The sequence below is a fragment of the Crossiella sp. SN42 genome (genome assembly GCF_023897065.1).
GTDB lineage: Bacteria > Actinomycetota > Actinomycetes > Mycobacteriales > Pseudonocardiaceae > Crossiella.
Map to the genome: position 1 here is coordinate 121,954 of NZ_JAMHIV010000010.1, position 23,085 is coordinate 145,038.

Here is a 23,085-nt window from a genome sequence, read left to right on the forward strand (position 1 = left end):
TACTCCCAGGCTTGACGGCTCAAATGTTAGCGATAACAATCGCCGTGTGACTGAGCTGCCAACCGATCCCGGCGCGTGTGTCGTGGGCGTCGACTTCGGCACGTTGTCCGGGCGGGCCGTGGTGGTGCGGGTGCGGGACGGGGCCGAGCTCGGTTCCGCCGTGCACGAGTACCGGCACGGCGTGCTGGATGACGTGCTGCCGCGCACCGGGCGGGCACTGCCGCCGGACTGGGCGTTGCAGGTGCCCGCCGACTACGTCGAGGTGTTGCGGACCGCGGTGCCCGAGGCGGTGCGAGTGTCCGGTGTGGACAGTGACCGGATCATCGGCATCGGGACCGACTTCACCGCGTGCACCATGGTTCCGGTCACCGCCGACGGCACGCCGCTGTGCGAGCTGCCGGAGTTCGCCGAGGAGCCGCACGCCTACGTGAAGCTGTGGCGGCACCACGCGGCCCAGCCGCAGGCCGACCGGATCAACGAACTTGCCCGGCAGCGCGGGGAGAGCTGGTTGCCGCGCTACGGCGGGCTGATCTCCTCGGAGTGGGAGTTCGCCAAGGGGCTTGAGCTGCTGGAGGGCGCTCCCGCCGTCTACGCGGCCACGGCGCACTGGGTGGAGGCCGCGGACTGGATCGTCTGGCAGCTCACCGGGAGCTACACGCGCAACGCGTGCACCGCCGGGTACAAGGGAATCCACCAGGACGGGGCCTACCCGGACCGGGAGTTCCTGGCGGCGCTGAACCCCGGCTTCGCCGGGTTCGTCGAGGACAAGCTGGCGCATCCGCTCTCCGCGCTTGGTGATCGGGCCGGTGGGCTCAGCGAGCAGGCGGCGGCGTGGACCGGGTTGCGGCAGGGGATCGCGGTCTCCGTGGGCAACGTGGACGCGCACGTCACCGCGCCCGCGGCGCAGGCCGTCGAGCCCGGGCAGATGGTGGCGATCATGGGCACCTCCACCTGTCACGTGATGAACGGTTCGGTGCTGCGCTCGGTGCCCGGCATGTGCGGGGTGGTCGACGGCGGGATCGTGCCGGGGCTGTGGGGCTACGAGGCCGGGCAGAGCGGGGTGGGCGACATCTTCGCCTGGTTCACCCGCACCCACGTGCCGCCGGAGTACCACGAGCGGGCCAGGGACCGCGGCATCTCCGTGCACGAGTTGCTGACCGAGCTGGCCGCGGCGCAGGCCGTCGGCGAGCACGGGCTGATCGCGCTGGACTGGCACAGCGGCAACCGGTCCGTGCTGGTCGACCACGAGCTCTCCGGCGTGGTGGTCGGGCAGACCCTGGCCACCCGGCCCGAGGACGTCTACCGGGCGCTGCTGGAGGCCACCGCCTTCGGCACCAAGACCATCATCGACACCTTCGCCGAGGCCGGGGTGCCGGTCACCGAGCTGGTGATCGCGGGTGGGTTGCTGCGCAACGAGCTGCTGATGCGGATCTACGCCGATGTGACCGGGCTGCCGCTGTCGGTCATCGGCTCGGCCCAGGGACCGGCGCTCGGCTCGGCGCTGCACGCCGCGGTGGCGGCCGGCGCGTACCCGGACATCAGGGCGGCCGCGGCGGCCATGGGGTCGGTGCGCCGGGGCGTCTACCAGCCGGACCCGGCCAATGTCGAGGTCTACCAACAGTTGTACCGCGAGTACCGGGACCTGCACGACTACTTCGGCCGCGGCGCCAACGAGGTCATGCACCGGTTGCGCGCCCACCGCCGCGCCGCGCTGGAGAGGAAGGGCTAGATGTCGGTCACCGCCGAACTGCGCCGCACCGTCGCCGAGCTGCACCGTGAGTTGACCCGCTACGAGCTGGTCGCCTGGACCGCGGGCAACATCTCCGCGCGGGTGCCCGGCCACGACCTGATGGTGATCAAACCGTCCGGGGTCTCCTACGACGAGCTGACCCCGGACGCCATGGTCGTCACCGACCTGCGCGGCAACCTGGTGGAGGGCGAGCTGGCCCCGTCCTCGGACACCGCCGCGCACGCCTACGTCTACCGGCACCTGCCCGAGATCGGCGGGGTGGTGCACACCCACTCGCCGTACGCCACCGCATGGGCCGCCCGCGGGGAGCCGATCCCGTGCGTGCTCACCATGATCGCCGATGAGTTCGGCGGCGAGATCCCGGTCGGGCCGTTCGCGCTCATCGGCGACGACTCGATCGGGCGCGGCATCGTGGACACCTTGCGCGCCAGCCGGTCTCCCGCGGTGCTCATGCGCAACCACGGCCCGTTCACCGTGGGCGCGGACGCCCGCGCGGCGGTCAAGGCCGCGGTGCTGCTGGAGGACGTGGCCCGCACCGTGCACTTCGCCAGGCAGCTCGGCGCGCCGGAATCCATTGCCCAGCAGGACATCGACAGCCTGTACGAGCGCTACCAGAACGTATACGGGCAGTGAGCCCGCGAGGAGTGAACATGCCGGTCGCGGCCAAGCCCCAGGTCTGGTTCCTCACGGGCAGCCAGCACCTCTACGGGCCGGAGACGCTGGCGCAGGTCGCCGCGCAGTCCCAGTGGATCCAGCGGATGCTCACCGAGTCCGGCAGGCTCTCGGTGGAGGTCATCTGGCGCCCGGTGCTCACCGACGCCGGGGCGATCCGGGCGGTGCTGCACGAGGCCAACGGCGATCCGTCCTGTGTCGGGGTGATCGCCTGGATGCACACCTTCTCCCCGGCCAAGATGTGGATCTCCGGCCTGGACCTGCTGCGCAAACCGTTGCTGCACCTGCACACCCAGCTCAACGAGGCGCTGCCATGGGCGAGCATCGACATGGACTTCATGAACCTCAACCAGGCCGCGCACGGTGACCGCGAGTTCGGCTTCGCCCAGACCAGGATCGGGCTGGCCCGCAAGACCGTGGCGGGCCACGTGCGCGAGCCGCACGTGATCGAGCGGATCGACGGCTGGGCCCGCGCCGCGACCGGGGCGCAGCACCTGCGCAACCTGCGGCTGGCGCGCTTCGGCGACAACATGCGCGATGTCGCGGTGACCGAGGGCGACAAGGTCGAGGCGGAGCTGAAGCTGGGCGTCTCGGTGAACACCTACGGCGTCAACGACCTGGTCGAGCTGGTGGCCGAGGCGACCGAGGCCGAGGTGGACCTGCTGGTCGCCGAGTACGCCGAGACCTACCGGCTGGCGCCGGAGCTGGGGCGGGACGGGGCGCGGCACGAGTCGCTGCGCTACGCCGCCCGGATCGAGTGCGGGCTGCGCCGGTTCCTGGTGGAGGGCGGCTTCGGCGCGTTCACCACCAACTTCGAGGACCTCGGCGGGCTGCGCCAGCTGCCGGGCCTGGCCGTGCAGCGGCTGATGGCCGACGGCTACGGCTTCGGCGGCGAGGGCGACTGGAAGACCTCGGCGCTGCTGGCCGCGGTGAAGGCGATGGGCGAGGGCACCGGGCGCGGCACCTCGTTCATGGAGGACTACACCTACCACTTCGGGCCGGGCGAGCCGAAGATCCTGGGCGCGCACATGCTGGAGGTGTGCCCGAGCATCGCCGCCCAGCAGCCCTCCTGTGAGATCCACCCGCTGGGCATCGGCGGCCGGGAGGACCCGGTGCGGCTGGTCTTCGACGCCGAGCCCGGACCCGGGGTGGTCATCGGCCTGGCCGACCTCGGCGACCGGTTCCGGTTGACCGCCAACGAGATCCAGGTGGTCCCGCCGGACGAGCCGCTGCCGAACCTACCGGTGGCGCGCGCGGTGTGGCGGCCCGCGCCCTCGCTGTCGACCTCCGCGGAGTGCTGGCTCACCGCGGGCGGGCCGCACCACACCGTGCTCACCCAGGCCGTCGGCGCCGAGCCGCTGCGCGACCTGGCGCGCATCCTCGACGTCGAGCTGGCGCTCATCGACGAGCGCACCACCACCGATGAGTTCACCGACCGGCTGCGCTGGAACCAGGCCTACCACCGGCTCGCGCAGGGCCTGCGCTGAGAATCAGGGAGAAACAATGAGGTTTCCACGATCCGCGGCCCTGGTCGCGTTGCTGGCCACGCTCACCGCCTGCGGCTCCTCGGTCAAGACCGTCGACCAGCAGGGCGGCTCCGGCGAGGGCGCGCTGGTCGGCGTGACCATGCCGACCAAGTCCTCCGAGCGCTGGATCCACGACGGCGACAACATCCGCAAAGCCCTGGAGCAGCAGGGATTCCGGGTCGACCTGCAGTACGCGGAGAACGACATCCCGACCCAGGCCAACCAGCTGGAGAACCAGATCACCAAGGGCGCCAAGGCGTTGATCGTGGCCTCCATCGACGGCACCGCGCTCAGCTCGCAGCTGCAACAGGCCGCGGACGCCAAGATCCCGGTCATCGCCTACGACCGGCTGATCCGCAACAGCCCCGCGGTGGACTACTACGCCACCTTCGACAACTTCCGGGTCGGCGTGGAACAGGCCAACTCGCTGGTGGCCGGGCTGAAGGCGCGCGGCGCGGGACCGTACAACGTGGAGCTGTTCGGCGGCTCGCCGGATGACAACAACGCCACGTTCTTCTTCAACGGCGCCATGTCCGTGCTCCAGCCGCTGATCGACGCGGGCACCGTGGTGGTGCGCAGCGGCCAGCGCGACTTCGGCACGGTGGCCATCCTGCGCTGGGACCCGGCCACCGCGCAGCGCCGGATGGAGGACATCCTCACCAAGACCTACGCCGGGTCCAGAGTGGACGGTGTGCTCTCGCCGTACGACGGGCTGTCCATCGGCATCCTGTCCGCGCTGAAGAGCAACGGCTACGGCAAGGCGGACCGGCCCTACCCGGTGGTCACCGGGCAGGACGCCGAGGTGGCCTCGGTGAAGTCGATCATCGCGGGGGAGCAGTACTCCACCGTGCAGAAGGACACCAGGGAGCTGGCCAAGGTGGCCGCGAACATGGCGGGCGCGGTGCTGCAGGGCCGCAAGCCCGAGGTGAACAACGAGAAGGACTACCACAACGGCGTCAAGGTGGTGCCCTCCTTCCTGCTCCAGCCGGTCGCGGTGGACAAGGACAACTACCGCAAGGTGCTGGTGGAGTCCGGCTACTACACCGAGGGCCAGCTGAAGTAACGATGACCGAGCACATCCTGCGGATGCGGGGCATCACCAAGACCTTCGGCCCGGTCACCGCGCTGGACGGCGTGACGCTGTCGGTGCGGCGCGGGGAGATCCACGCGATCTGCGGGGAGAACGGCGCGGGCAAGTCCACGCTGATGAAGGTGCTCTCCGGGGTGTACCCGCACGGCTCCTACGCCGGTGAGATCGACTTCGACGGCGCGCCCTGCGCCTTCGCCGGGATCGCCGAGAGCGAGGCGCGCGGCATCGTCATCGTGCACCAGGAGCTGGCGCTCTGCCCCGAGCTGTCCATCGCGGAGAACCTGTTCCTGGGCAACGAGATCGCCACCCGCGGCTGGATCGACTGGAACCGGGTCAACCACGACGCGGCCGCGCTGCTGGCCAGGGTGGGCCTGCGGGAGAACCCGGTGACGCCGGTGCGCGAGATCGGCATCGGCAAGCAGCAGCTGGTGGAGATCGCCAAGGCGCTGGCCAAGGACGTGCGGCTGCTCATCCTGGACGAGCCCACCGCGGCGCTCAACGACGAGGACTCCGCGCACCTGCTGGACCTGCTGCGCGAGCTGCGCGGGCAGGGCGTCACCTCGGTGATCATCTCGCACAAGCTCAACGAGATCACCGCGATCGCCGACTCGATCACCATCATCCGCGACGGCCGCACCGTGCAGACCATGGACGTGCACGCCGAGGAGGTGAGTGAGGACCGGATCATCGCGGGCATGGTCGGCCGCGACCTGACCCACCGGTTCCCGCCGCGCACCCCGCGGATCGGCGCGGAGGTGCTGCGGATCGAGGACTGGACCGTGCACGACCCGGCCCGGCCGGAACGGGCCGTGCTCAAGGACGTCTCGCTGTCGGTGCGGCGCGGGGAGATCGTCGGGCTGGCCGGGCTGATGGGCGCGGGACGCACCGAGCTGGCCATGAGCGTGTTCGGCCGCTCCTGGGGCACCGGCTTCGCCGGCCGGATCTTCAAGGACGGCAAGGAGATCGCGCCGCGCTCGGTGCGCGCGGCCATCCGGCACGGCATCGCCTACGTCAGCGAGGACCGCAAACGTTACGGCCTCAACCTGATCGAGGACATCCGGCGCAACATCTCCGCGGCCGGGCTGGGCAAGCTGTCCCGGCGCGGCTGGGTGCGGGAGGGCGAGGAGTTCGGCGTGGCCAAGGGATACCTGCGCGAGCTGGGTATCCGGGCGCCCGGCGTGCTCACCCCGGCTGGCGCGCTCAGCGGCGGCAACCAGCAGAAGGTGGTGCTGGCCAAGTGGATGTTCACCGAGCCGGACGTGCTGATCCTGGACGAGCCCACCCGCGGCATCGACGTCGGCGCGAAGTACGAGATCTACGGCATCGTCAACCAGCTCGCCGAGCGCGGCGCCGGCGTGCTGGTCATCTCCTCGGAGCTGCCGGAGCTGCTCGGTCTGTGCGACCGGGTGTACGCGCTGGCCGAAGGCCGGATCACCGGTGAGGTGAGCAGGGCGGAAGCCACTCAGGAACGCCTCATGCGGCACATGACCCAGGGACAGGAGCGGAACCGTTGAGCACCAAGGCAGAACTCGCGCCACGCCGCCGGTTCCGGATCAACCCCAGGCAAAGCGGCATCTACGTGGCCTTCGCGCTGATCGTGCTGCTGTTCACCGCGCTGACCGGCGGCACCCTGCTGGAGCCGCAGAACATCTCCAACATCATCGTGCAGAACTCCTACGTGCTCATCCTCGCCGTGGGCATGATCCTGGTGATCATCGCCGGGCACATCGACCTGTCCGCGGGCTCGGTGGTCGCGCTGACCGGGGCGCTGTGCGCGGTGCTGACCGTGCAGCTGGGCCTGCCCTGGCCGCTGGCGGTGCTGGTCACGCTGGTGGCGGGTGGGGTGATCGGGGCCTGGCACGGCTACTGGATCGCCTACTTCGGCATCCCGGCCTTCATCGTCACCCTCGGCGGCATGCTGGTCTTCCGCGCGCTCACCCTGAGCGTGCTGGGCAACCAGGGCATCGGCCCGTTCCCGGAGCCGATCCGCACGCTGTCCAACGGTTTCCTGGACGGCTACCTGGGCAACATCGGCCTCGGCCCGCTCGGCGGCGCGGACCTGCTGAGCCTGCTGATCGGCCTGGCCGTGGTGGCCGGCATCGCGCTGACCCAGTGGCGAGCCCGGCGCGGGCGCGCGGGGTACGGCCAGGAGATCGACCCGATGCCGGTGTTCGTGGCCAAGATCGCCGCGGCCGGGCTGCTGGTGCTCGCGGTGGTGGTGCAGCTGGCCCGCTTCCGCAACCTGCCCTGGGTGCTGGTGCTGCTGGCCGCGCTGGTGTGGGGCTACTCGGTGCTGGCCGGTCGTTCGGTGTTCGGGCGACGGATCTACGCCATCGGCGGCAACCTGCAGGCGGCCACCCTGTCCGGGGTCAACGTCCGCGCGGTCACCTTCTGGGTGTTCGTGAACATGGGTGTGCTGGCCGCGCTGGCCGGGGTGGTCTTCGCGGGCAGGCTCAACCAGGCCGGTCCCACCGCGGGCGCCTCCTTCGAGCTGGACGCGATCGCGGCGGCCTTCATCGGCGGCGCGGCGGTGCAGGGCGGGGTCGGCAAGGTGGTCGGCGCGGTCACCGGCGGCCTGATCATGGCGGTGATCAACAACGGCATGTCCCTGATCGGCGCGCCCAGCGAACGGGTGATGCTGGTCAAGGGCCTGGTGCTGCTGGCGGCGGTGGCCTACGACGTGTTCACCAAACGGCGCGCCGGCGCGCGCTGACCCGGGGTGCGGCCGCCCATCGATGCCATGGCGACGATGGGCGGCCGGTTGCTGCCAGTGGTGTGTCACGCCGGCACCGGATGAGGTCGACTTGTGCCACGCGTTCCTGCGCAGGCTGCATGAGACTCGACCGAGGAGAAGCGGATGGACCACTCCATTGGGCAGGCACAGCGGCGTCGGCCGAGCCGCGTGCCGTTCGTCACGGCGGTGACCTTCGCGCTCCTGCTCGGCCTGGTCGCGCTGCTGGCCGCTTCGGGCTTGTTCGGCCTGGGAGATACCCGGGCAAGCACCGTTGGCCTCGTGCTGAGGATCGGGCTCGCCATCGACGGCGGGTGCTGCCTGGTCGGTGCGGGGTTGCTGCTGATGTCGCGGTCGGCGGGATGGGTCCTGACCGCGGTGGGCGGCGGTCTCGCCCTTGCCCTGCCCATGCTGGTCTTCCCGGCCGCGGTGGCGGCTCCGGCGGAGCTGGCCGCCGGCATCCGGCAGGCCGGCGGGGTGCCGGTGCTGCTGGTGATGATCCTGTTCGGCCTGGTGACGATGGTGCAGAGCCTGCGCCGTGGCACTCGTGAGGCCATCCAGCGGTGAGCCGGTTCAGTCCTCGGTGGCCTGGTCCGCCGCGGTCCACGCGTACTGCAGGTAGTCCGACACGCTGAGCACGGCCAGCACCGAGGACCCCAGCCGCGCCGCCCTCGGCGCGAACAGGTAGGTGGCGACCGCACCGCCCGCGATCCACATGCCGATGCAGAACGGGCAGGTCAGCAGTTCGCCGATGGCCCTGCGCAGCCCGCGGCCGCGTGGCTGCTCCGAGACCTCCGCATTGGTCTCGGCCTCCGCGCAGGTGGTGAACGGCGCCCGCAGGAAGCCGGTCACCTTCTCCTTGCTGATGATCCGGGACGCCTTGTGGGTGGCGATGCCCAGCAGCACCAGGTCACCCGGCGGGATGCGCTCAGGCACCCGCCCGGAGCGGTGCGCCGCCACCGCCACCGCGGCCGCACCGCTCAGGAAGGTTGCCGTGAGGACCAGCCGGCCGCCCAGCGGAGTGGCCTTCTCCGGGGCGTCCTCGGTGCGGAGCGGCGTGACCTTGCCGGTGATCGCCTGCGGTGTGTGCTCACCCATCGTCATCCGCCGTCCCGATCAATCGACTCGCCATGCCGCCAGGTTGCCCCCGCATCGAACAGGCAAACTGGGTTCCTCCGCGTTTCCCCGGACCGTGGCGGCCTCCTCGAGACCGGCGCCGTCCTGGGGAGTCGCTCGGATGGAGGCGGACCTGGGGAGTACGCCGAAGTGGGCGAGTCCGAGCGGGTGGCGCGAACAAGGGATGTCTCGTGACCAATTCGGTGGCCGATGGCCGGCCCACCCCGCCGTCAGTCGCGTGCCGGCACCGGGGCCGCGGTGCGCAGGTTGGGCAGGAAGGTCATGGCGACCGCCGCGCAGGCGATGAAGGCCGCGCACACGAGCAGTCCGATGCCGAACCCGGCGGTGATCGCCAACGCGCCCAGCGTCAACGGGGCGAAGGCGGACACACCGCGCCCGACGTTGAAGCAGAACCCGGCACCGGTCGTGCGCACCCTGGTCGGGAACAGCTCACCCAGGTAGGCGCCGAAGACGCCGGCGAAGGCAGCGAAGAAGGCGAACATCGGGCCCAGCCACAGCAATGCCGTGCGGTCGGCGGCGACCACGTAGAGCGGCAGGGTCAGTGCCACTCCGGCGAGGGAGAGGACCAGCGCGTACTTGTGGCCGATCCGGTCGGCGATCAGCCCGAAGACGTTGTAGCCGACGAACATGCCGAGGTTCAGCACAATCATGAACAGGGCCACGGTTGCCGCCGGGATGCCCTTGACGGTCTGCAGGTACGTCGGCAGCCACGTGGACGCGCCCCACCAGCCGAACATCGCGAGCCCGGCCACGGTGGCGCCCAGCAGCGTGCGCCTGCGCAGCGCCGGGGAGAAGATCTCGCTCACCCGCACCGGTGTGCTCTGCTGCCGCGCCCATTCGGTGGACTCGCGGAAGAACACGCCGACGATCACCAGCGGGATCACCACACCCACTCCGGCCACGAAGAACAGCAGCCGCCAGTCCGGTAGCAGCGCACCGGAGAGCACCGCGGCGACCACTCCGCCGATGGGGAACGAGCTGAGCACGAACGCGGCCGCGCGGCCGCGTTGCCCGGCGGGCCAGGTCTCCACCACGTAGGTCGACACGACTCCCCAGACGCCGCCGAGGCCCAGGCCCGCCAGGAAGCGCAGCACCAGGAACATCGTGAATCCAGGCACGATCGCCAGTGCCGCGGTGCAGACCCCGAACACCGCCAGCGAGACCATCAACGCCCGCTTGCGGCCGTAGTTGTCGGCGAGCCAGCCGACGGCCACGCTGCTCAACCCGATACCGAGCAGCGTGGCCGTGGCCAGCAGGCCGCCCTGGGTCGCGGTGAGCCCGAACTCGGCCCGGATGGCGGGCAGCGCGAACGACAGCAGCAAGATCTCCACCGCGTCGAACATGTACGCCACGAACGAACCTGTGAGCACCACCCACTTGGTGGAAGCACTCATGCGAACCGGGTCCATTCTGTGATGATGCTCGTTCGTTCAGGGCTCACCGGGGCTCGGCTGCCGTTTGCCGCAATCGGCGGAGCAATGTCCGCGAATTCACGACTCACCGGGGAAGGTAGTCGTTGGTGTAGGTCTTGCCGAGGTCGATCTTCGCCTCCGCGACACCGGTGTTGAACTTGCTGAGCACCGTGTAGGCGGTCTGGGCGCCGTCGGAGTGGATGACCCCGTCCTTGCTGAAGGACTCCTTCATCCGCTCGATCGCGGCGATGTACACCTCACGGTTGCCGACGGTGTACTCCGGTGGCATGCGGTCGGCGATCTCGGCGGCCGAGTGCTGGTCGATCCACTTCAGGGTCCGCACGATCGCGCTCGCGAGCTTCCGGGCGGTACCAGTGTTCGCGGCCAGCCACTCACTCGTGGAGTAGAGGACGGAGGCCGCGTAGTTGTCCACACCGAACTCGGCCTTGAGCCCGTCGACGGTGTGCGTGTCGGCGAGGATCCGCGGGTTTCCGGCGCGCTGGCGCAGCAGGGAGATCGACGGCTCCACCATCACCGCGGCGTCGACCTTGCCCTGTTCCACGGCGGCCACCGCGCCGGCGTCCCCGCCGATCGCGGCCACGCCGGCCGCATCAGCTGCCAGGCCGTGCCGGACGAGCAGGTACTTGAGGAAGAAGTCAGTCGACGAGCCGGGCGAGGTCACACCGACGGTGGCGCCGCGCAGGTCGGTGATCGAGGTGATCAGCCTGCTGCTCTTCGGTGACACGACGAGCGCGAGCGAGGGCAGCCGCAGCATGCCGGCGAACGCCGTGGCGGCGCGGTTCTTCGCCTGCATCTGGATCGTGTGGTCGTAGTACCCGCTCACCACGTGCACACTGCCGCCCTGCAACGCCTGCAGTGCTTTCGAGCCGCTCTGCATGTCCTCCAGCTTCACCTGCAAGCCCTCCTCGCGGTAGTGGCCGAGGCGGTCCGCGAGTGTCGTGGGCAGGTACACCAGCAGCGGCTGGCCACCCACGCCGACGGTCACCTCGGTCCTGTCGTCCACTGTGGACACACAGCCGGCGAGTGTCAGCACCGCCAGCAGGACGGTGAGAAGCCGTTTCACGGTGCCTCCGGTTTCCAGCGCAACAGATTGCGTTCGAGCAGGCCGACCGCGAAGTCGACGAGGAGCACAACGGTGGCCAGCACGACCATGCCCGCGAAGACGCCGGTGGTGTCGAACGTTCCCTCGGCCTGGGAGATGAGGTAGCCGATGCCCGCCGAGCTGCCCAGGTACTCGCCGACCACCGCGCCGACGATGGCGAAACCGACGCTGACGTGCAGGCTGGCGAAGATCCACCCGAGCGCGCTGGGCAACAGCACGTGCCAGGCCAGCTGGCTCTCCGTCGCGCCGAGCATCCGGGCGTTGTCCACCAGGACCTGCTCCACCTCGCGCACGCCCTGGTAGGTGTTGAAGAAGACGAGGAAGAACACCAGCGTCACGCCGAAGGCGACCTTCGACCACACGCCCAGCCCGAACCAGAGCAGGAAGATCGGCGCGAGCACCACCCGCGGCACCGCGTTGAGGACCTTGATGAACGGGTCGAACACAGCACCCAGGAACCTGAAGCGAGCCAGCGCGAACCCGGCCACCAGCCCGCCCGCGGTGCCGATCACCAGCGCCAGCGCGGCCTCGGTGAGGGTGATCCCGAGGTGTGCCCAGATCGACCCGCTCGTGAACCACTCGACGATCCGGCCTGCGACGTCGCTCGGCTTGCTGAAGAAGAACTCGTCGGCGCCGCCGAACTCCCAGCCCAGTACGACGACGGCGCCGAGTGCGAGCTGCGCGGCGAGGACGGTTCCCTTCGCCGTGACTGTCTTCTCAGCCATGGCTTTTCAGCACCTCCTCCCGCAGGTCGGCCCAGATCGCGCGGTAGATCTCGGTGAACCGCGGCGAGGTGCGGATCTCCAGCAGGTCGCGCGGGCGCGGCAGGTCGACCGGATAGCGGCCGAGCACCCGGCTTCCCGGGCCGGCCGAGAGCACCAGCACCTCGTCCGACAGCGACACCGCCTCATCCAGGTCGTGGGTGACGAACAGGACGGTGTTGCCGCGCTCACTCCACAGCGCGAGCAGCTCGTTCTCCATGATCTGGCGGGTCTGCACGTCCAGCGCGCCGAACGGTTCGTCCATCAACAGGATGTCCGGATCGGTGATCCACATCTGGGCCACCGCGGCCCGTTTGCGCATGCCGCCGGAGAGCTCGTGCGGGTAGGCGTGTTCGAAACCGCTCAGCCCGACCCGGGCAATCCACTCCCGCGCGCGGTCGGTGCGCTCCTGCTTGCCGACGCCTCGCAGGCGGAGCCCGAACCCGACGTTGTCCAGCACCGTTCTCCACGGCAGCAGGGCATCCTGCTGGAAGAGGTAACCCGCCGCCCGGTTGAGCCCTCGCAGTGGCACCCCGTCGACGAGGACTTCGCCGGAGGTGGGCGCGCGCAGTCCGGCGACGCAGTTGAGCACGGTGGACTTGCCGCAACCGGTGGGCCCGACCACCGACACGAACCGTCCTCGCGGGACCGCGAAGCTCACGTTCTCCAGTGCCGTGGTGGTGCTGGGAAAGGAGACGCTCACCGAGGCCAGCTCGATCGCGCTGGGCGCGGCCTGCACATCAGGTCTCATTTGTCCCGTATTCGATGCTCAGGTCAGACGAAGACTGCGCGCCAAACGTAACAGGGGCCGAATGCGCGCTATCGTCCATACAAGACAGTTCCGCGTTCTTCGGAAAACGCTCCTCAGGTTGCCAGGACGGCACCTGGGTTGCCTTACGTTTCGAACAAGCATCGTGGTGAGCCGACCGCGTACTTGTGTGCTCTGACCCGAACACCCACCACCACGGAGGATCAATCGTGAATGGCGACAACTCACTCAGCAGACGAGCGGCGCTGTGTGGAGTCATGGCTGCCGTCGTCGTGCCCAGTGGACTCGTGGCGGCGTGCGGCTCAGCTGGCTCGTCGGGCTCTGGTGCCACGCCGACGCAGGGCCAGTCGACGCCGACCGGATCGACTGACCCCGCCGGTACGGGTGGCAAGGCTCTCGTGGCGCTCGCGGACGTGCCGGAGAGCGGCGGCGTGGTCGTGGACGGCCCAGACGGCAAGAAGATCGTCGTCGCGCGCGTCTCGGCGACCGAGGTGAAGGCTTATGACGCGTCCTGCACCCACAAGGGGGCGAAGGTCGGGGTGCCGTCCGGCGGCATCATCACGTGCCCGGCGCACGGCAGCCAGTTCGCGGTCTCGGACGGCGCGGTGAAGAAGGGGCCCGCCACGGCGAGCCTGCGCGCGGTCGAGGTGAAGGTCGACGGCGGGCAGGTGGTGTTGGCCTGACGACTCGCGCCCGGGTCGGCGCCGTCCCGCGGGTGGCAAGAGGACGGCGCGCGGATCCTTCCTCTCGCACGGCTCGCATCAGCGCCTCCTGGCATGGATGAACTGTTCTTCTGAGCAGAATCCAAGTCCCATTCAGCAGAACCAAAGTCACCCTGCCTGGCATGCTCCAGCATGGAAGACGACGGTGTGTCCGGCGCTCTGCCGGCTCAGCCACGACGATCGTGATCCTGCTTTCCGCTTTGCTCGTACTACTGTCTCCCGCGGCGGCGGGCGCCGCGGCGCCGGTCGAATGCCGGGAGCTGCGCCACGGCCCACAGGGTCGTGGCCTCTTCCGGTGCGAAGCCGCACTTCTTGGCGAGCTCGCGGGCGCGGGCGTGGTGCTCGGCGGCCAGTTCGGGCTCGCCGAGCTGCGCGTAGCAGGCTCCCAGGCCTTGCAGCGCGCGGACCTGGTGCAGCGCGTCGCCGATCTTGGTGGTGAGGGCGAGGGCCTGCCGGTGGTGGTCGACCGCGGCGGCCGGGTCGCCGAGGGCTTGCAGGGCGAAGCCGAGGCAGAACAGGTCCGAGCCGGTGGTGTAGAGGTCGCCTGCCGCGCGGGAGAGCGCCAGTGACTCCGCGAGCCGCTGCCTGCCCTCCTCGGCCCGGCCGAGGCGGACCAGCGCGATGCCCATGCCGTTGAGCCCGTTCCACTCCAGCGAGTCGACGCCGCCCGCCGCCCTGGCGATCTCCACCGCGGCCTGGTGGTGTTCGAGCGCGCGCTGGTAGTCGCCCATCCAGTGGTGGACGAAGCCGGCGCCCATGTGCGCGTTGGCGCGCAGATAGGCATCGCCCAGCTCGCGACCGGCCTCCAGCACCGCCTTGAACTCGGCTAGTGCCTGCTCGTGCTCCGCCAGCCGCCAGTGGCCGAGGCCGAGGCCGATGAGCGCCTCCGCCTCGGTCCGCGGGTTGCCCACCGACCTGGCGTGCTCCAGCGCCCGCCGGCAGTGGGTCACCGACTCGGCGAAACGGTTGAGGTGCCAGCAGGTCAGGCCAAGGCACACCGAGGCGGTCGCGGTCAGCTCCGCATCGCCGAGGTCCATGATGACCTGTCCGAGGCTGAGCGCGATGTCGAAGTGCCCGAAGGCGTCCAGCATCCGCAGCACCCCTCTGGCCAGCCCTGGCAGACCCGGCAGCCAGCCCCGGTGGGCGGCGTGGGTGGTGGCGGCGACCAGGTTGGCCACCTCGGGCAGCAGCGCGGGGTCGAGGAAGTGCCCGACCCGGTCCTGGTAGTGCGCGAGCAGCCTGCGCAGCGCCGCGTCGGTGTCACCGGCGTGTTCGGCGGCGTAGCGGCGGACCAGGTCGTGCATGCGGTAGCGGCCGGGCAGGTGCTCCTGGACCAGGTGCACCGCGGCCAGTTCGCGGAACAGGGCGCGGGCGGCGGGTTCGGTGACCTCGGCCAGCACCGCGGCGGCCGGCAGGCCGAGATCGGGGCCCGGGGCCAGGGCGAGCAGTCCGGCCAGTGCCACCGCGCCGGGGGAGAGGACCTGGTAGGTGGTGGCGAAGACGGCGCGCAGGCTGGTGGTCAGCTCGCCGGAGTCCAGGGCGTCCAGGCGGTCCTCGCGCAGCTCCTCGGCCACTGCGGACAGCGGGAACCCGGGGTGGGTGGCGGCGCGGGCGGCCACGATGCCCAGGGCCAGCGGCAGCCGGGCGCAGCGGGCCAGCAGATCGGCCACCGCCTGGGGTTCGGCGGCCACCCGGTCGGCGCCCAGGTAGCGGGCGAGCAGGTGCTCGGCGTCGGGCTCGGTGAGGGCGTCCATGGGCAGGGTGCGCACGCCGTGGGTGGCCAGCAGGCCGTCCAAGCGGTGGCGGCTGGTGATCACCACCGTGCAGGCGGGGCTGCCGGGCAGCAGCGGGCGGACGTGGTCGGCGTCGCGGGCGTTGTCCAGCACGATGAGCAGGCGGCGCCCGGCGACCAGGCTGCGATAGAGGGCGGCCTGGGCGTGTTCGTCCACCGGGACGGCGGCGGCGGGCACACCGAGGGCGTCCAGGAAGCCGCGCAGGGCCACCGCGGGCGGCATCGGCGGTGCGGTGGGGTCGAAGCCGCGCAGGTTGACGTGCAGCTGGCCGTCGGGGAAGGCGGCCAGGTTCGCGTGCGCCCAGTGCAGCACGAGCGCGGTCTTGCCGACGCCGCCGATCCCGCCGACCGCGGACACCGCGACCGTGCTGCCCGGGGTCAGCACCTGGTCCAGGTGAGCGAGCTCGGTGTCCCGGCCGGTGAACAGGCTGGGCGGGGCGGGCAACTGCGCGGGGGTGGCGCTCGGCTCCGGCTGGTCACCGGGCAGGTCGAGCCGCTCGGCGAGCTCGGCCACCGGCCGGTCGGGGAAGCGGGCGGCCCGTTCCCCGGCCAGCACCAGCGCCAGCGGCAGTCCACCGCACCGCTCGATCAGCTGCTCCACGGCCAGGGGGTCGGCGCGCAGGCGGTGTTCGCCGAGGCCCTGCCGCAGCAGCCCCAGCGCCTCGGCCGGGGACAGCCCGCCGAGGGTGATCCGGTGCGCGCCCGTGGTGGCGCTCAGGCCGGGCAGCGGGGTGCGCGAGGTGAGCACGACCAGGCAGCCGGGGATCGGCGCCAGCGGCCGGACCTGGTCGGCGTCCCTGGCGTTGTCCAGCAACAGGAACACCTGCCGCCCGGCCAGCACGGTGCGCAGCAGGGCGGCGCGTTCCGGCAGCGTGCCGGGAATGTCCGCCGGCGGCACGGACAGCGCGCGCAGCAACACCGCCAGCGCCGAGGACGGGGACATCGGTTCGCTCCCGGCGTGACCGTTGAGGTCCAGGAACAGTTGCCCGTCGGGGAAGTGCTCGGCGATCCGGTGTCCCCAGTGCACGGCCAGCGCCGTCTTGCCCGCGCCGCCCGGGCCCTCGATCACGACCAGCGCGCCCGCCCGCTGATCCCCTTGGCGCAGCAGGACGTCGAGCTCGGCGAGCTCCGCGGCGCGCCCGGTGAAGTGCCGGATGCCGGCGGGCAGCTGACGGGGGATGAGGGCGCGCACGGGCGGGGTCTCGGTCAGCAGCGACAGGTGCAGGCCGCGCAACGCCGGTCCTGGCTCCACGCCGAGCTCCTCGGCCAGCCGCTCCCGGCAGGCCGCGTACCCGGCCAGCGCCTCGGCCCGGCGACCGGCCGCGGCCAGCGCCCTGATCAGCAGCAGCCACAACGACTCCCGCAGCGGGTGCGCGCCGAGCAAGCTCCGCAACCGCTCCGGCAGACCGGCGAAGCGCCCTTCGGCCAGATCCACCTCGGCCAGCCGTTCCTCGGCCGCCAGCCGCCGATCGGCCAGCACCAGCCTGCTCTCCGGCGCGAGCACGTGCGGCTCACCGCGCCACTGCTCCAGCGCCCTGGCCAGCGACTCCCGCGCACGCACCGGTTCCTGTCGCGCCGCCTGCTCGACGAGCCGGGTGAACCGGGCCGCGTCCACCGCCTCGGCAGGCAGGTCCAGCCGGTAGCCGTGCCGGTCGGTGGAGATCACGTCCCGGCCGAGCGCCCGGCGCAACCGCATCACATACGTCTGCAGCGCGCCCTTCGCGCTGGCCGGCAGCTCCGCGCCCCGCCACATGTCCGCCACCAGCGAATCGGCCGGGACCGTGCGGCCGACCTCCAGCGCCAGCGCCGCGAGCATCGCCTGCTGCCGGTCGCCGCGCAGCGCCACCTCCCGGCCGTCCACGCGCACCACGAACGGCCCGAGCAACGCGATCTCAACCCGTGGAACCAGTGCCAACTCCGCTCCCAGGATGAGTGTTCGGCGCAGTCTAGCCGCGCGGACCACCGGTGACACCACGCGGACAGTGCCGTGACAGTGCGGGCGGGCAGGGTCAGCGCCGCTGTCGACGAGTGATCACTGGGGGACTTCGCGGTGCTGAGACGCTTGCTGGCTGGGATGGCGGTGTTCGCCGTCGTGGGGTTCGCCGTGGTCGTGGTCCTGACCCGCCCGGAGGGTCGTGGCCAGGAGCCGGTGCGGTTTCTGGATGACCGCGCCGCGGTGGCCCAGGCCCAGCAGCTGCTCATCCGCGAATGCATGCGCGAGCTCGGGTTCGAGTACCGGGTCAGCGCGCCGTCGACGGCACCGCCCAGGCGGGATTTTCCTTACGCGCTGGACGATCCCGCCTGGGCTGCTGAACACGGCTACGGCCAGGCCCCGGAGGCGCAGGGCGAGAACCCCAACCAGAGCTACTACGCGGGCCAGCCACGGGGGCGGGCCGAGGCGGCGCTCAAGGCCCTCCACGGTGACCGGCCTCGCGCGCTGAGCGTGCGCGCGCCGGACGGCGCGCTGGTCACCCGCGGCGACAACGGCTGTCAGGCCAAGTCGGAGGGCAAGCTCTACGGGGACCTGGCGACCTGGTTCACCGCCGAGACCGTGGTGCGGGAGCTGCCATCGCTGCGGCGCGCCAGGGTACTGGCCGATCCCAGGTTCACCGAGGCGGCCATCCCGTGGGCGGACTGCATGCGCGCCGAGGGCCACCGGTACGCCACACCGGCTGAGGCCCGTGCCGCGCTGCCGCTGCCCGCGGGGGCTGAGCGCAAGCTCGCCGTGGCCGAAGCCGGTTGCGCCGTGCGCACGGGACTCGCCGCCGCCGCGGCTGCCCTCGACCTGGAGCACGGCGACCGGCTGAACCGGGAGTTCCAGTCCGAAGTGGACACCGAACGGAGACTGCGTGCGAACGCGGTGCCGCGCGCCCGCGCGGTGCTGGCCGCCGCTCGCTGACCCAACACAACACCCGATCCGGAAACGAAAGAAGGAACACCATGAGAATTCACAACTTCCGCTCCCGGCTGGCCGCCATCGTCGCGGCGGTCGCGATCCTGCCCGCGGCGGCCCAGAGCGCGCACGCGGGCGAACTGGAGGCGGCCCCCGCGGAACCGGACGGCCGGGTCTTGATCTGGAACGGCTACAACTACACCGACTACTGCAACGCCTTCGACGGTAGCCCCGACAGTCTGGGGTTCTGCCACGACACCACGTCCTCGGTGTGCAACCGCGGCTGGGAGGGCGGGCTCGACGACGTGTGGCTCTACCAGCACACCGGCTACCAGGGTGCCAAGCGGGGCCTCTACAACGCGCGGTGCATCAACGACCTGCGGAACTTCAAGTTCGACGCCTCGAACGTCTCGATGGACAACCAGATCAGCTCCATCAAGTGGACCAACCTGGCCTGATCGGCCGTCCGAGGAGCTGGGGAGAGAGGAAGCAGTTGAGACGTCGAAGATGGCAGGCGCCGGTCGTGGTGCTGGCGGCGGTGGCGGCCACGGTCCCGGTGGGACTCCTGCCGCGCACCGCGGCGGCGGCACCAGCCGGGCCGGCCCAGGCCGCGGTGGCCGAGGAACGCAGGGCCGAGCTGCTCGGCCGGGACTGGCGTGCCTCGCAGGACCGCGCGGTGACCACCACCGGTGACGAGCACGGGCTGCACCTGCTGGTGGCCGAGGAGAACAACGGCTACCGCTGGCGCACCGCGGCCAGCCTGCGCGAGCCGGGGCTGGAGGCCGACCAGTGGATCGGCAACGCCTGTGTGACCGCTTCGGGCGACCGGGCCGTGGTGGCCTACGCGCCGAGGGCGTTCACCAACCGGGCCGAGCTGTTCGACCGGGGCGCGTTCACCGCCGTGGTCGACCTGCGCACCGGCGCGGTCACCAGGCTGCGCGCGCGGTCCAGCCTCGCCTACTTCAGCCCGTCCTGCGGCGCGGGTGAGCAGGCGGTGCTGACCCAGGCCGGGGACGAGGACCTCGGGCGTACCCGCCTGCTCAGGGTGGACGCGGCCAAGGCCGCGGTGCTGGCGCCCATCGAGGTGCCCGGCCAGCTGACCGCCGCGGTGCCCACCGAGCAGGGCATCGTGGCCGCGGACAGCGGCGCGGTGGTGCGGGTCGATGAGAAGGGGCACCGGCACTTCCTCGCCGCCGCCTCGGGGGTGCCGTTCAAGCTCGCCGCGGACGCCGGTGGGGGCGTGGTGTACCTGGAGCGCGTCGGCCAGGACCAGGTGGCGGCGCGGCGGGTCGACCAGGCCCGGCGCAGTGTGACCACGGTCGAGTCCGGCGGGCTGACCGCGCTGGATGTGACCTCCGGCCGGGGCGGGCAGGTCTTCGTCACCGGCGCGGCCAAGGCCAAGTCGGTCCAGGGGGTCCAGGTGCTCGCCGTGCCCGCCGGCGCCCAGCCGTCCACCAGGGGCGGTCTCGCGGTGACCTCGGTGAAGGGCGAGACCGCCGATCCGAGGGCGCGGGTGCCCGGCGCGGCGCCGCAGGCGGTGATCCTGTCCGCGACCTCTTTGCGCACCGGCAAGGCCATCGAGTTCCGCGCCCAGCCCGAGCGCGTGTCCCCGCCGGAGCAGCCCGGCGCCGCCTCGCCCGCCGCGACGGCCGCCGGTGATCCGCACGACCCGGCCGACACCGCGGACCGGTTCTGTTCGGTGGCCCGCAACGATCCCCGCAACCAGGCCATGCAGCCCCGGCCCCGGCAGGTGGAGTGGGCGGTGAACCAGGCGGTGCGCGGCGCGCTCATGGTGCAGCGGCCCGGGAACTGGAAGAACCTCGGCATGCCCGCCTACCAGCCGCAGGCGATGTTCCCGCCGATCCAGCTCATCGACGGCACGCACGTGCCCGCACAGGTGATGCTGGGCATCGCCGCCCAGGAGTCCAACCTGTGGCAGGCGGGCCGGTACGCGGTGCCAGGGGTCACCGCCAACCCGCTGATCGGCAACTACTACGGCATCGACTACTACAACGGCGATCCGGCCGACGACTGGACGATCGAGTTCAGCAAGGCCGACTGCGGCTACGGCGTCACCCAGGTGACCGACGGCATGCGCCTGGCGGGCCGGACCAAACCGGGCGAGGTGGCGCTGCCCTACCAGACCCAGCGCGCGGTGGCCCTGGACTTCGCGGCCAACATCGCCGCCGGGCTGCGCATCCTGCAGGCCAAGTGGAACCAGGTGGCCTCGGCCGGGCTGAAGGTGAACAACGGGGACTCCGCGAAGCTGGAGAACTGGTTCTTCGCCGTGTGGGCCTACAACTCCGGCTTCTACCCGAACAAGGGCGACGGCTCGCCGTGGGGCCTTGGCTGGCTGAACAACCCGGCCAACCCGAAGTACCCGGCCAACCGCGCGCCGTTCCTGGAGTACACCTACGAGGACGCGAAGAACCCGCAACGCTGGCCGTACCCGGAGAAGGTGCTGGGCTGGGCCGGTCATCCGGTCGAGATCATCGACACCCCCGGCAATCTGGTGGCCGGGTTCCGGCCCGCGTGGTGGAACGGCGATGCGAGCACCGGACCGGCGAACCGGCGTGCGGTCAAACCACCGGTCAACCAGTTCTGCGACCCGAGCAACCAGTGCCACCCCGAGCGGCCGAGGGTCACCCCGAACGCGCCGGAGGTCGTCGGTGAGCCGGCAGGCCCCTGCTACCACCAGAACGGCGCCGGGCAGTACGACCTGAAGTGCTGGTACCACCAGTCGAACACGTGGAAGGCCGACTGCGCCTACAGCTGTGGCAACGAGCTGCTGCGGTTCGACCCCGGCCACGCCTACCAGGAGGACGTGGCCAGCTACCCGCCGACCTGCGACCTGCGCGGCCTGCCGCAGGGCGCGCTCATCGTCGACGACGTGCCCGACGGCACCCCGTCGGTGCGCCCGGACTGCGGCCGCCCGTGGACCAACGCGGGCACCTTCACCCTGTCCTATCAGAACGACGCGAGCGGACGGCAGCCCGGCAAGATCGACACCCACCAGATCGGCGGCGGCTTCGGCGGCCACTTCTGGTTCACCCACGCCCGCACCGCTGGCATGGAGGGCGGCAAGCTCGACACCAGGGCGACCTGGCGGCTGGGGCAGCCCCGCACCGGTCCGATGAAGATCATGGTCGCGCTGCCGGACCACGGCGCGCACACCAACCTGGCCCAGTACCAGATCAAGGGCGCCGATGGTCCGCGGACCCGGCTGATGCCGCAACTGGGCGAGGGCAACCGCTGGGTGTCCCTTGGCATCTATCAGTTCAACGGCACGCACCCGGAGGTGACGCTGTCCTCGGTGACCGAGGACGGGGACGGGGTGCGCGACATCGCCTTCGACGCGGTGGCCTTCGTGCCGATCAACGGGACCTACCGCGAGGAGTCCGTCGAGGCGGTGGCCATCTTCGACGAGAACCAGAACATCGACACCACGTTCCCCGGCTCGGCCCTCGGCGGGATCATCAAGGACCGGCAGACCCTGTTCGACTGGGCCTTCGACACCTCCTCGGCGATCCACCGGCTGCCCCGGTGCACGAGCACTCCGCACTCCGGGTGCGTGCCGCAGAACCTGGGCACCTTCGCCGAGACGTGGCGGGACGAGGTGCTCGCCGCGGGCACGGATCCGGTCAACCACCCGCCGGGCCGCAGCATCGCGGGCTGGATCGGCTTCGCCAACACCAACCTGGACCGGCCGACCGACAACCGGCGGCCCGCGCACTTCGACAACGACAACCGCTACAAGCTCAAGAGCAAGACCGTGGTGTCCTTCGTCGCCGACGACACCGGGAAGATCGTGCCGGGCAGCGAGTCGGTGCGGTATGAGAACCGCAGCGGCATCACGCACCTGCCGAAGTTCCTGCTGAACCTGGTGACCGACCTCAACCGCGCCTACGGCACGGCCGTGCCGGACCTGCGGTACAGCATGCCGGACCTGCTGGTGCACGACGGGGTGTGGCGCACGGTCGACCCACTGGCCACCGGCGGCATGCCGGGCAGGGCGTTCCACCACATCGGCATCGCGCCAAGACTGGTGGACCTCGACCCGGCGGCGGGCAACGGCAGTGAGTGCGTGCAGACCCTGGGCACCGCGGGCGGCATGATCGCCTACCGGCCGATGCTCAGCCAGTCCGGGCCGACCACCGCCATGCGCAACTGGATGTCCACTGTGGACACCAACGTCCGGGTGCCCGACCCGGTCAAGGAACTGGTCCGCCAGAGCTACAGCACCTTCTTCGCCAACGAGGGCGTGGCCGGCCTGGGGTCCAGCCCGTTCACCCAGGCGGCGCCGATCTGGCAGGAGCTCAGTTTCCTCGCCTGTGCGGACGGGGTGATCAGGAAGGCCAAGCCGGAGGTGCCGGTGCTGACCGCGAGCTTCATGCCGGATCAGTACCTCTACCACAACGGCCTGGCCATCGACCGCGACGGCAACCGGGTCAACGGGGCCGCCCCGGTGCTCAAGGGGGACTTCCAGAGCTTCAGCTCGCTGCCCAGCGACATCAGCGACAACGCCTACCGGGCGTGCGGCGCGGCGAAACCCGAACGTACCGGCAATCCGTGGCAGATCAGCGCGGATCCGGATCCTGGGATCAATCCTTCGCGTGCGTTCTTCTGCCGCACCCACGGCATTCCCGCCGATCCGGCGCACTCCAGCAACCACTAGGGACATCGATGAGCAGAAGACGGATGAGGTGC

17 protein-coding genes are annotated in these 23,085 nt (G+C 71.0%); 11 read left to right on the forward strand and 6 right to left on the reverse strand.

Annotated elements, in window-relative coordinates:
• The first annotated feature begins 46 nt into the window (after positions 1–46).
• From araB to M8C13_RS14050, 7 genes are all read left to right on the forward strand, one after another.
• Entirely contained in the window at positions 47–1,729 is a 1,683-nt protein-coding gene (gene araB / locus M8C13_RS14020; RefSeq protein ID WP_252480995.1) for a ribulokinase, read from the forward strand.
• Positions 1,730–2,383 (forward strand): L-ribulose-5-phosphate 4-epimerase, encoded by a 654-nt coding sequence (locus tag M8C13_RS14025; protein WP_252480996.1) that lies wholly within the window; start codon positions 1,730–1,732, stop codon positions 2,381–2,383.
• 17 nt (positions 2,384–2,400) lie between these two features.
• Entirely contained in the window at positions 2,401–3,909 is a 1,509-nt protein-coding gene (gene araA, locus M8C13_RS14030; RefSeq protein WP_252480997.1) for an L-arabinose isomerase, read from the forward strand.
• A 16-nt stretch (positions 3,910–3,925) separates the two neighbouring features.
• Positions 3,926–5,011, forward strand: coding sequence for a multiple monosaccharide ABC transporter substrate-binding protein (gene chvE, locus M8C13_RS14035; protein WP_252480998.1), 1,086 nt, complete (start codon positions 3,926–3,928; stop codon positions 5,009–5,011).
• Positions 5,012–5,013: 2 nt separating this feature from the next.
• Entirely contained in the window at positions 5,014–6,552 is a 1,539-nt protein-coding gene (gene mmsA / locus M8C13_RS14040) for a multiple monosaccharide ABC transporter ATP-binding protein (protein ID WP_252480999.1), read from the forward strand.
• Positions 6,549–7,751 carry a multiple monosaccharide ABC transporter permease gene (gene mmsB, locus M8C13_RS14045; protein ID WP_252481000.1) on the forward strand — a complete coding sequence of 401 codons (1,203 nt, stop codon included), beginning with the start codon at positions 6,549–6,551 and terminating at the stop codon, positions 7,749–7,751. Before mmsA ends, mmsB begins: the two co-directional genes overlap by 4 nt.
• A gap of 144 nt (positions 7,752–7,895) precedes the next feature.
• Positions 7,896–8,336, forward strand: coding sequence for a hypothetical protein (locus tag M8C13_RS14050; protein WP_252481001.1), 441 nt, complete (start codon positions 7,896–7,898; stop codon positions 8,334–8,336).
• Between the two features lie 6 nt (positions 8,337–8,342).
• On the opposite strand, the gene M8C13_RS14055 is transcribed toward M8C13_RS14050, so the two are convergent.
• From M8C13_RS14055 to M8C13_RS14075, 5 genes are all read right to left on the reverse strand, one after another.
• Positions 8,343–8,873, reverse strand: coding sequence for a DUF1360 domain-containing protein (locus M8C13_RS14055; RefSeq protein ID WP_252481002.1), 531 nt, complete (start codon positions 8,871–8,873; stop codon positions 8,343–8,345).
• Positions 8,874–9,115: 242 nt separating this feature from the next.
• Positions 9,116–10,300, reverse strand: a complete 1,185-nt coding sequence (locus M8C13_RS14060) for an MFS transporter (RefSeq protein WP_252481003.1) — start codon at positions 10,298–10,300, stop codon at positions 9,116–9,118.
• A 103-nt stretch (positions 10,301–10,403) separates the two neighbouring features.
• Positions 10,404–11,402 (reverse strand): ABC transporter substrate-binding protein, encoded by a 999-nt coding sequence (locus M8C13_RS14065; RefSeq protein ID WP_252481004.1) that lies wholly within the window; start codon positions 11,400–11,402, stop codon positions 10,404–10,406.
• Positions 11,399–12,166 carry an ABC transporter permease gene (locus M8C13_RS14070; RefSeq protein WP_252481005.1) on the reverse strand — a complete coding sequence of 256 codons (768 nt, stop codon included), beginning with the start codon at positions 12,164–12,166 and terminating at the stop codon, positions 11,399–11,401. The genes M8C13_RS14065 and M8C13_RS14070 overlap by 4 nt, the downstream gene beginning before the upstream one ends.
• A complete protein-coding gene (locus M8C13_RS14075) occupies positions 12,159–12,953 on the reverse strand; it encodes an ABC transporter ATP-binding protein (protein WP_252481006.1) in 795 nt (264 codons plus the stop codon). Before M8C13_RS14075 ends, M8C13_RS14070 begins: the two co-directional genes overlap by 8 nt.
• Before the next feature lie 416 nt (positions 12,954–13,369).
• Between M8C13_RS14075 and M8C13_RS14080 the strand changes: the two genes are divergently transcribed.
• Positions 13,370–13,654, forward strand: coding sequence for a Rieske (2Fe-2S) protein (locus M8C13_RS14080; RefSeq protein ID WP_252481007.1), 285 nt, complete (start codon positions 13,370–13,372; stop codon positions 13,652–13,654).
• A 248-nt stretch (positions 13,655–13,902) separates the two neighbouring features.
• Here the strand turns inward: M8C13_RS14080 and M8C13_RS14085 are convergent, their stop codons facing one another.
• Complete coding sequence (locus M8C13_RS14085; RefSeq protein WP_252481008.1) at positions 13,903–17,400, reverse strand: tetratricopeptide repeat protein; 3,498 nt, start codon at positions 17,398–17,400, stop codon at positions 13,903–13,905.
• 135 nt (positions 17,401–17,535) lie between these two features.
• Here M8C13_RS14085 and M8C13_RS14090 point away from each other — a divergent pair, with 135 nt between their 5' ends.
• The 3 genes from M8C13_RS14090 to M8C13_RS14100 are packed head-to-tail and all read left to right on the forward strand — an operon-like array spanning position 17,536 to position 23,053.
• Entirely contained in the window at positions 17,536–18,384 is an 849-nt protein-coding gene (locus M8C13_RS14090; RefSeq protein ID WP_252481009.1) for a hypothetical protein, read from the forward strand.
• Positions 18,385–18,425: 41 nt separating this feature from the next.
• Positions 18,426–18,836: a hypothetical protein gene (locus tag M8C13_RS14095; protein ID WP_252481010.1), complete on the forward strand. Its 411-nt coding sequence runs from the start codon at positions 18,426–18,428 to the stop codon at positions 18,834–18,836.
• A 35-nt stretch (positions 18,837–18,871) separates the two neighbouring features.
• Positions 18,872–23,053 (forward strand): hypothetical protein, encoded by a 4,182-nt coding sequence (locus M8C13_RS14100; protein WP_252481011.1) that lies wholly within the window; start codon positions 18,872–18,874, stop codon positions 23,051–23,053.
• The last annotated feature ends 32 nt before the right edge of the window (positions 23,054–23,085 follow it).

Coding starts and splice junctions, on each gene's coding strand:
- chvE (WP_252480998.1), top strand. CDS start 3,926: ATGAGGTTTCCACGATCCGCGGCCCTGGTCGCGTTGCTGGCCACGCTC.
- M8C13_RS14095 (WP_252481010.1), top strand. CDS start 18,426: ATGAGAATTCACAACTTCCGCTCCCGGCTGGCCGCCATCGTCGCGGCG.
- M8C13_RS14060 (WP_252481003.1), bottom strand. CDS start 10,300: ATGAGTGCTTCCACCAAGTGGGTGGTGCTCACAGGTTCGTTCGTGGCG.
- mmsA (WP_252480999.1), top strand. CDS start 5,014: ATGACCGAGCACATCCTGCGGATGCGGGGCATCACCAAGACCTTCGGC.
- M8C13_RS14055 (WP_252481002.1), bottom strand. CDS start 8,873: ATGACGATGGGTGAGCACACACCGCAGGCGATCACCGGCAAGGTCACG.
- M8C13_RS14070 (WP_252481005.1), bottom strand. CDS start 12,166: ATGGCTGAGAAGACAGTCACGGCGAAGGGAACCGTCCTCGCCGCGCAG.
- M8C13_RS14025 (WP_252480996.1), top strand. CDS start 1,730: ATGTCGGTCACCGCCGAACTGCGCCGCACCGTCGCCGAGCTGCACCGT.
- M8C13_RS14050 (WP_252481001.1), top strand. CDS start 7,896: ATGGACCACTCCATTGGGCAGGCACAGCGGCGTCGGCCGAGCCGCGTG.
- araA (WP_252480997.1), top strand. CDS start 2,401: ATGCCGGTCGCGGCCAAGCCCCAGGTCTGGTTCCTCACGGGCAGCCAG.
- M8C13_RS14075 (WP_252481006.1), bottom strand. CDS start 12,953: ATGAGACCTGATGTGCAGGCCGCGCCCAGCGCGATCGAGCTGGCCTCG.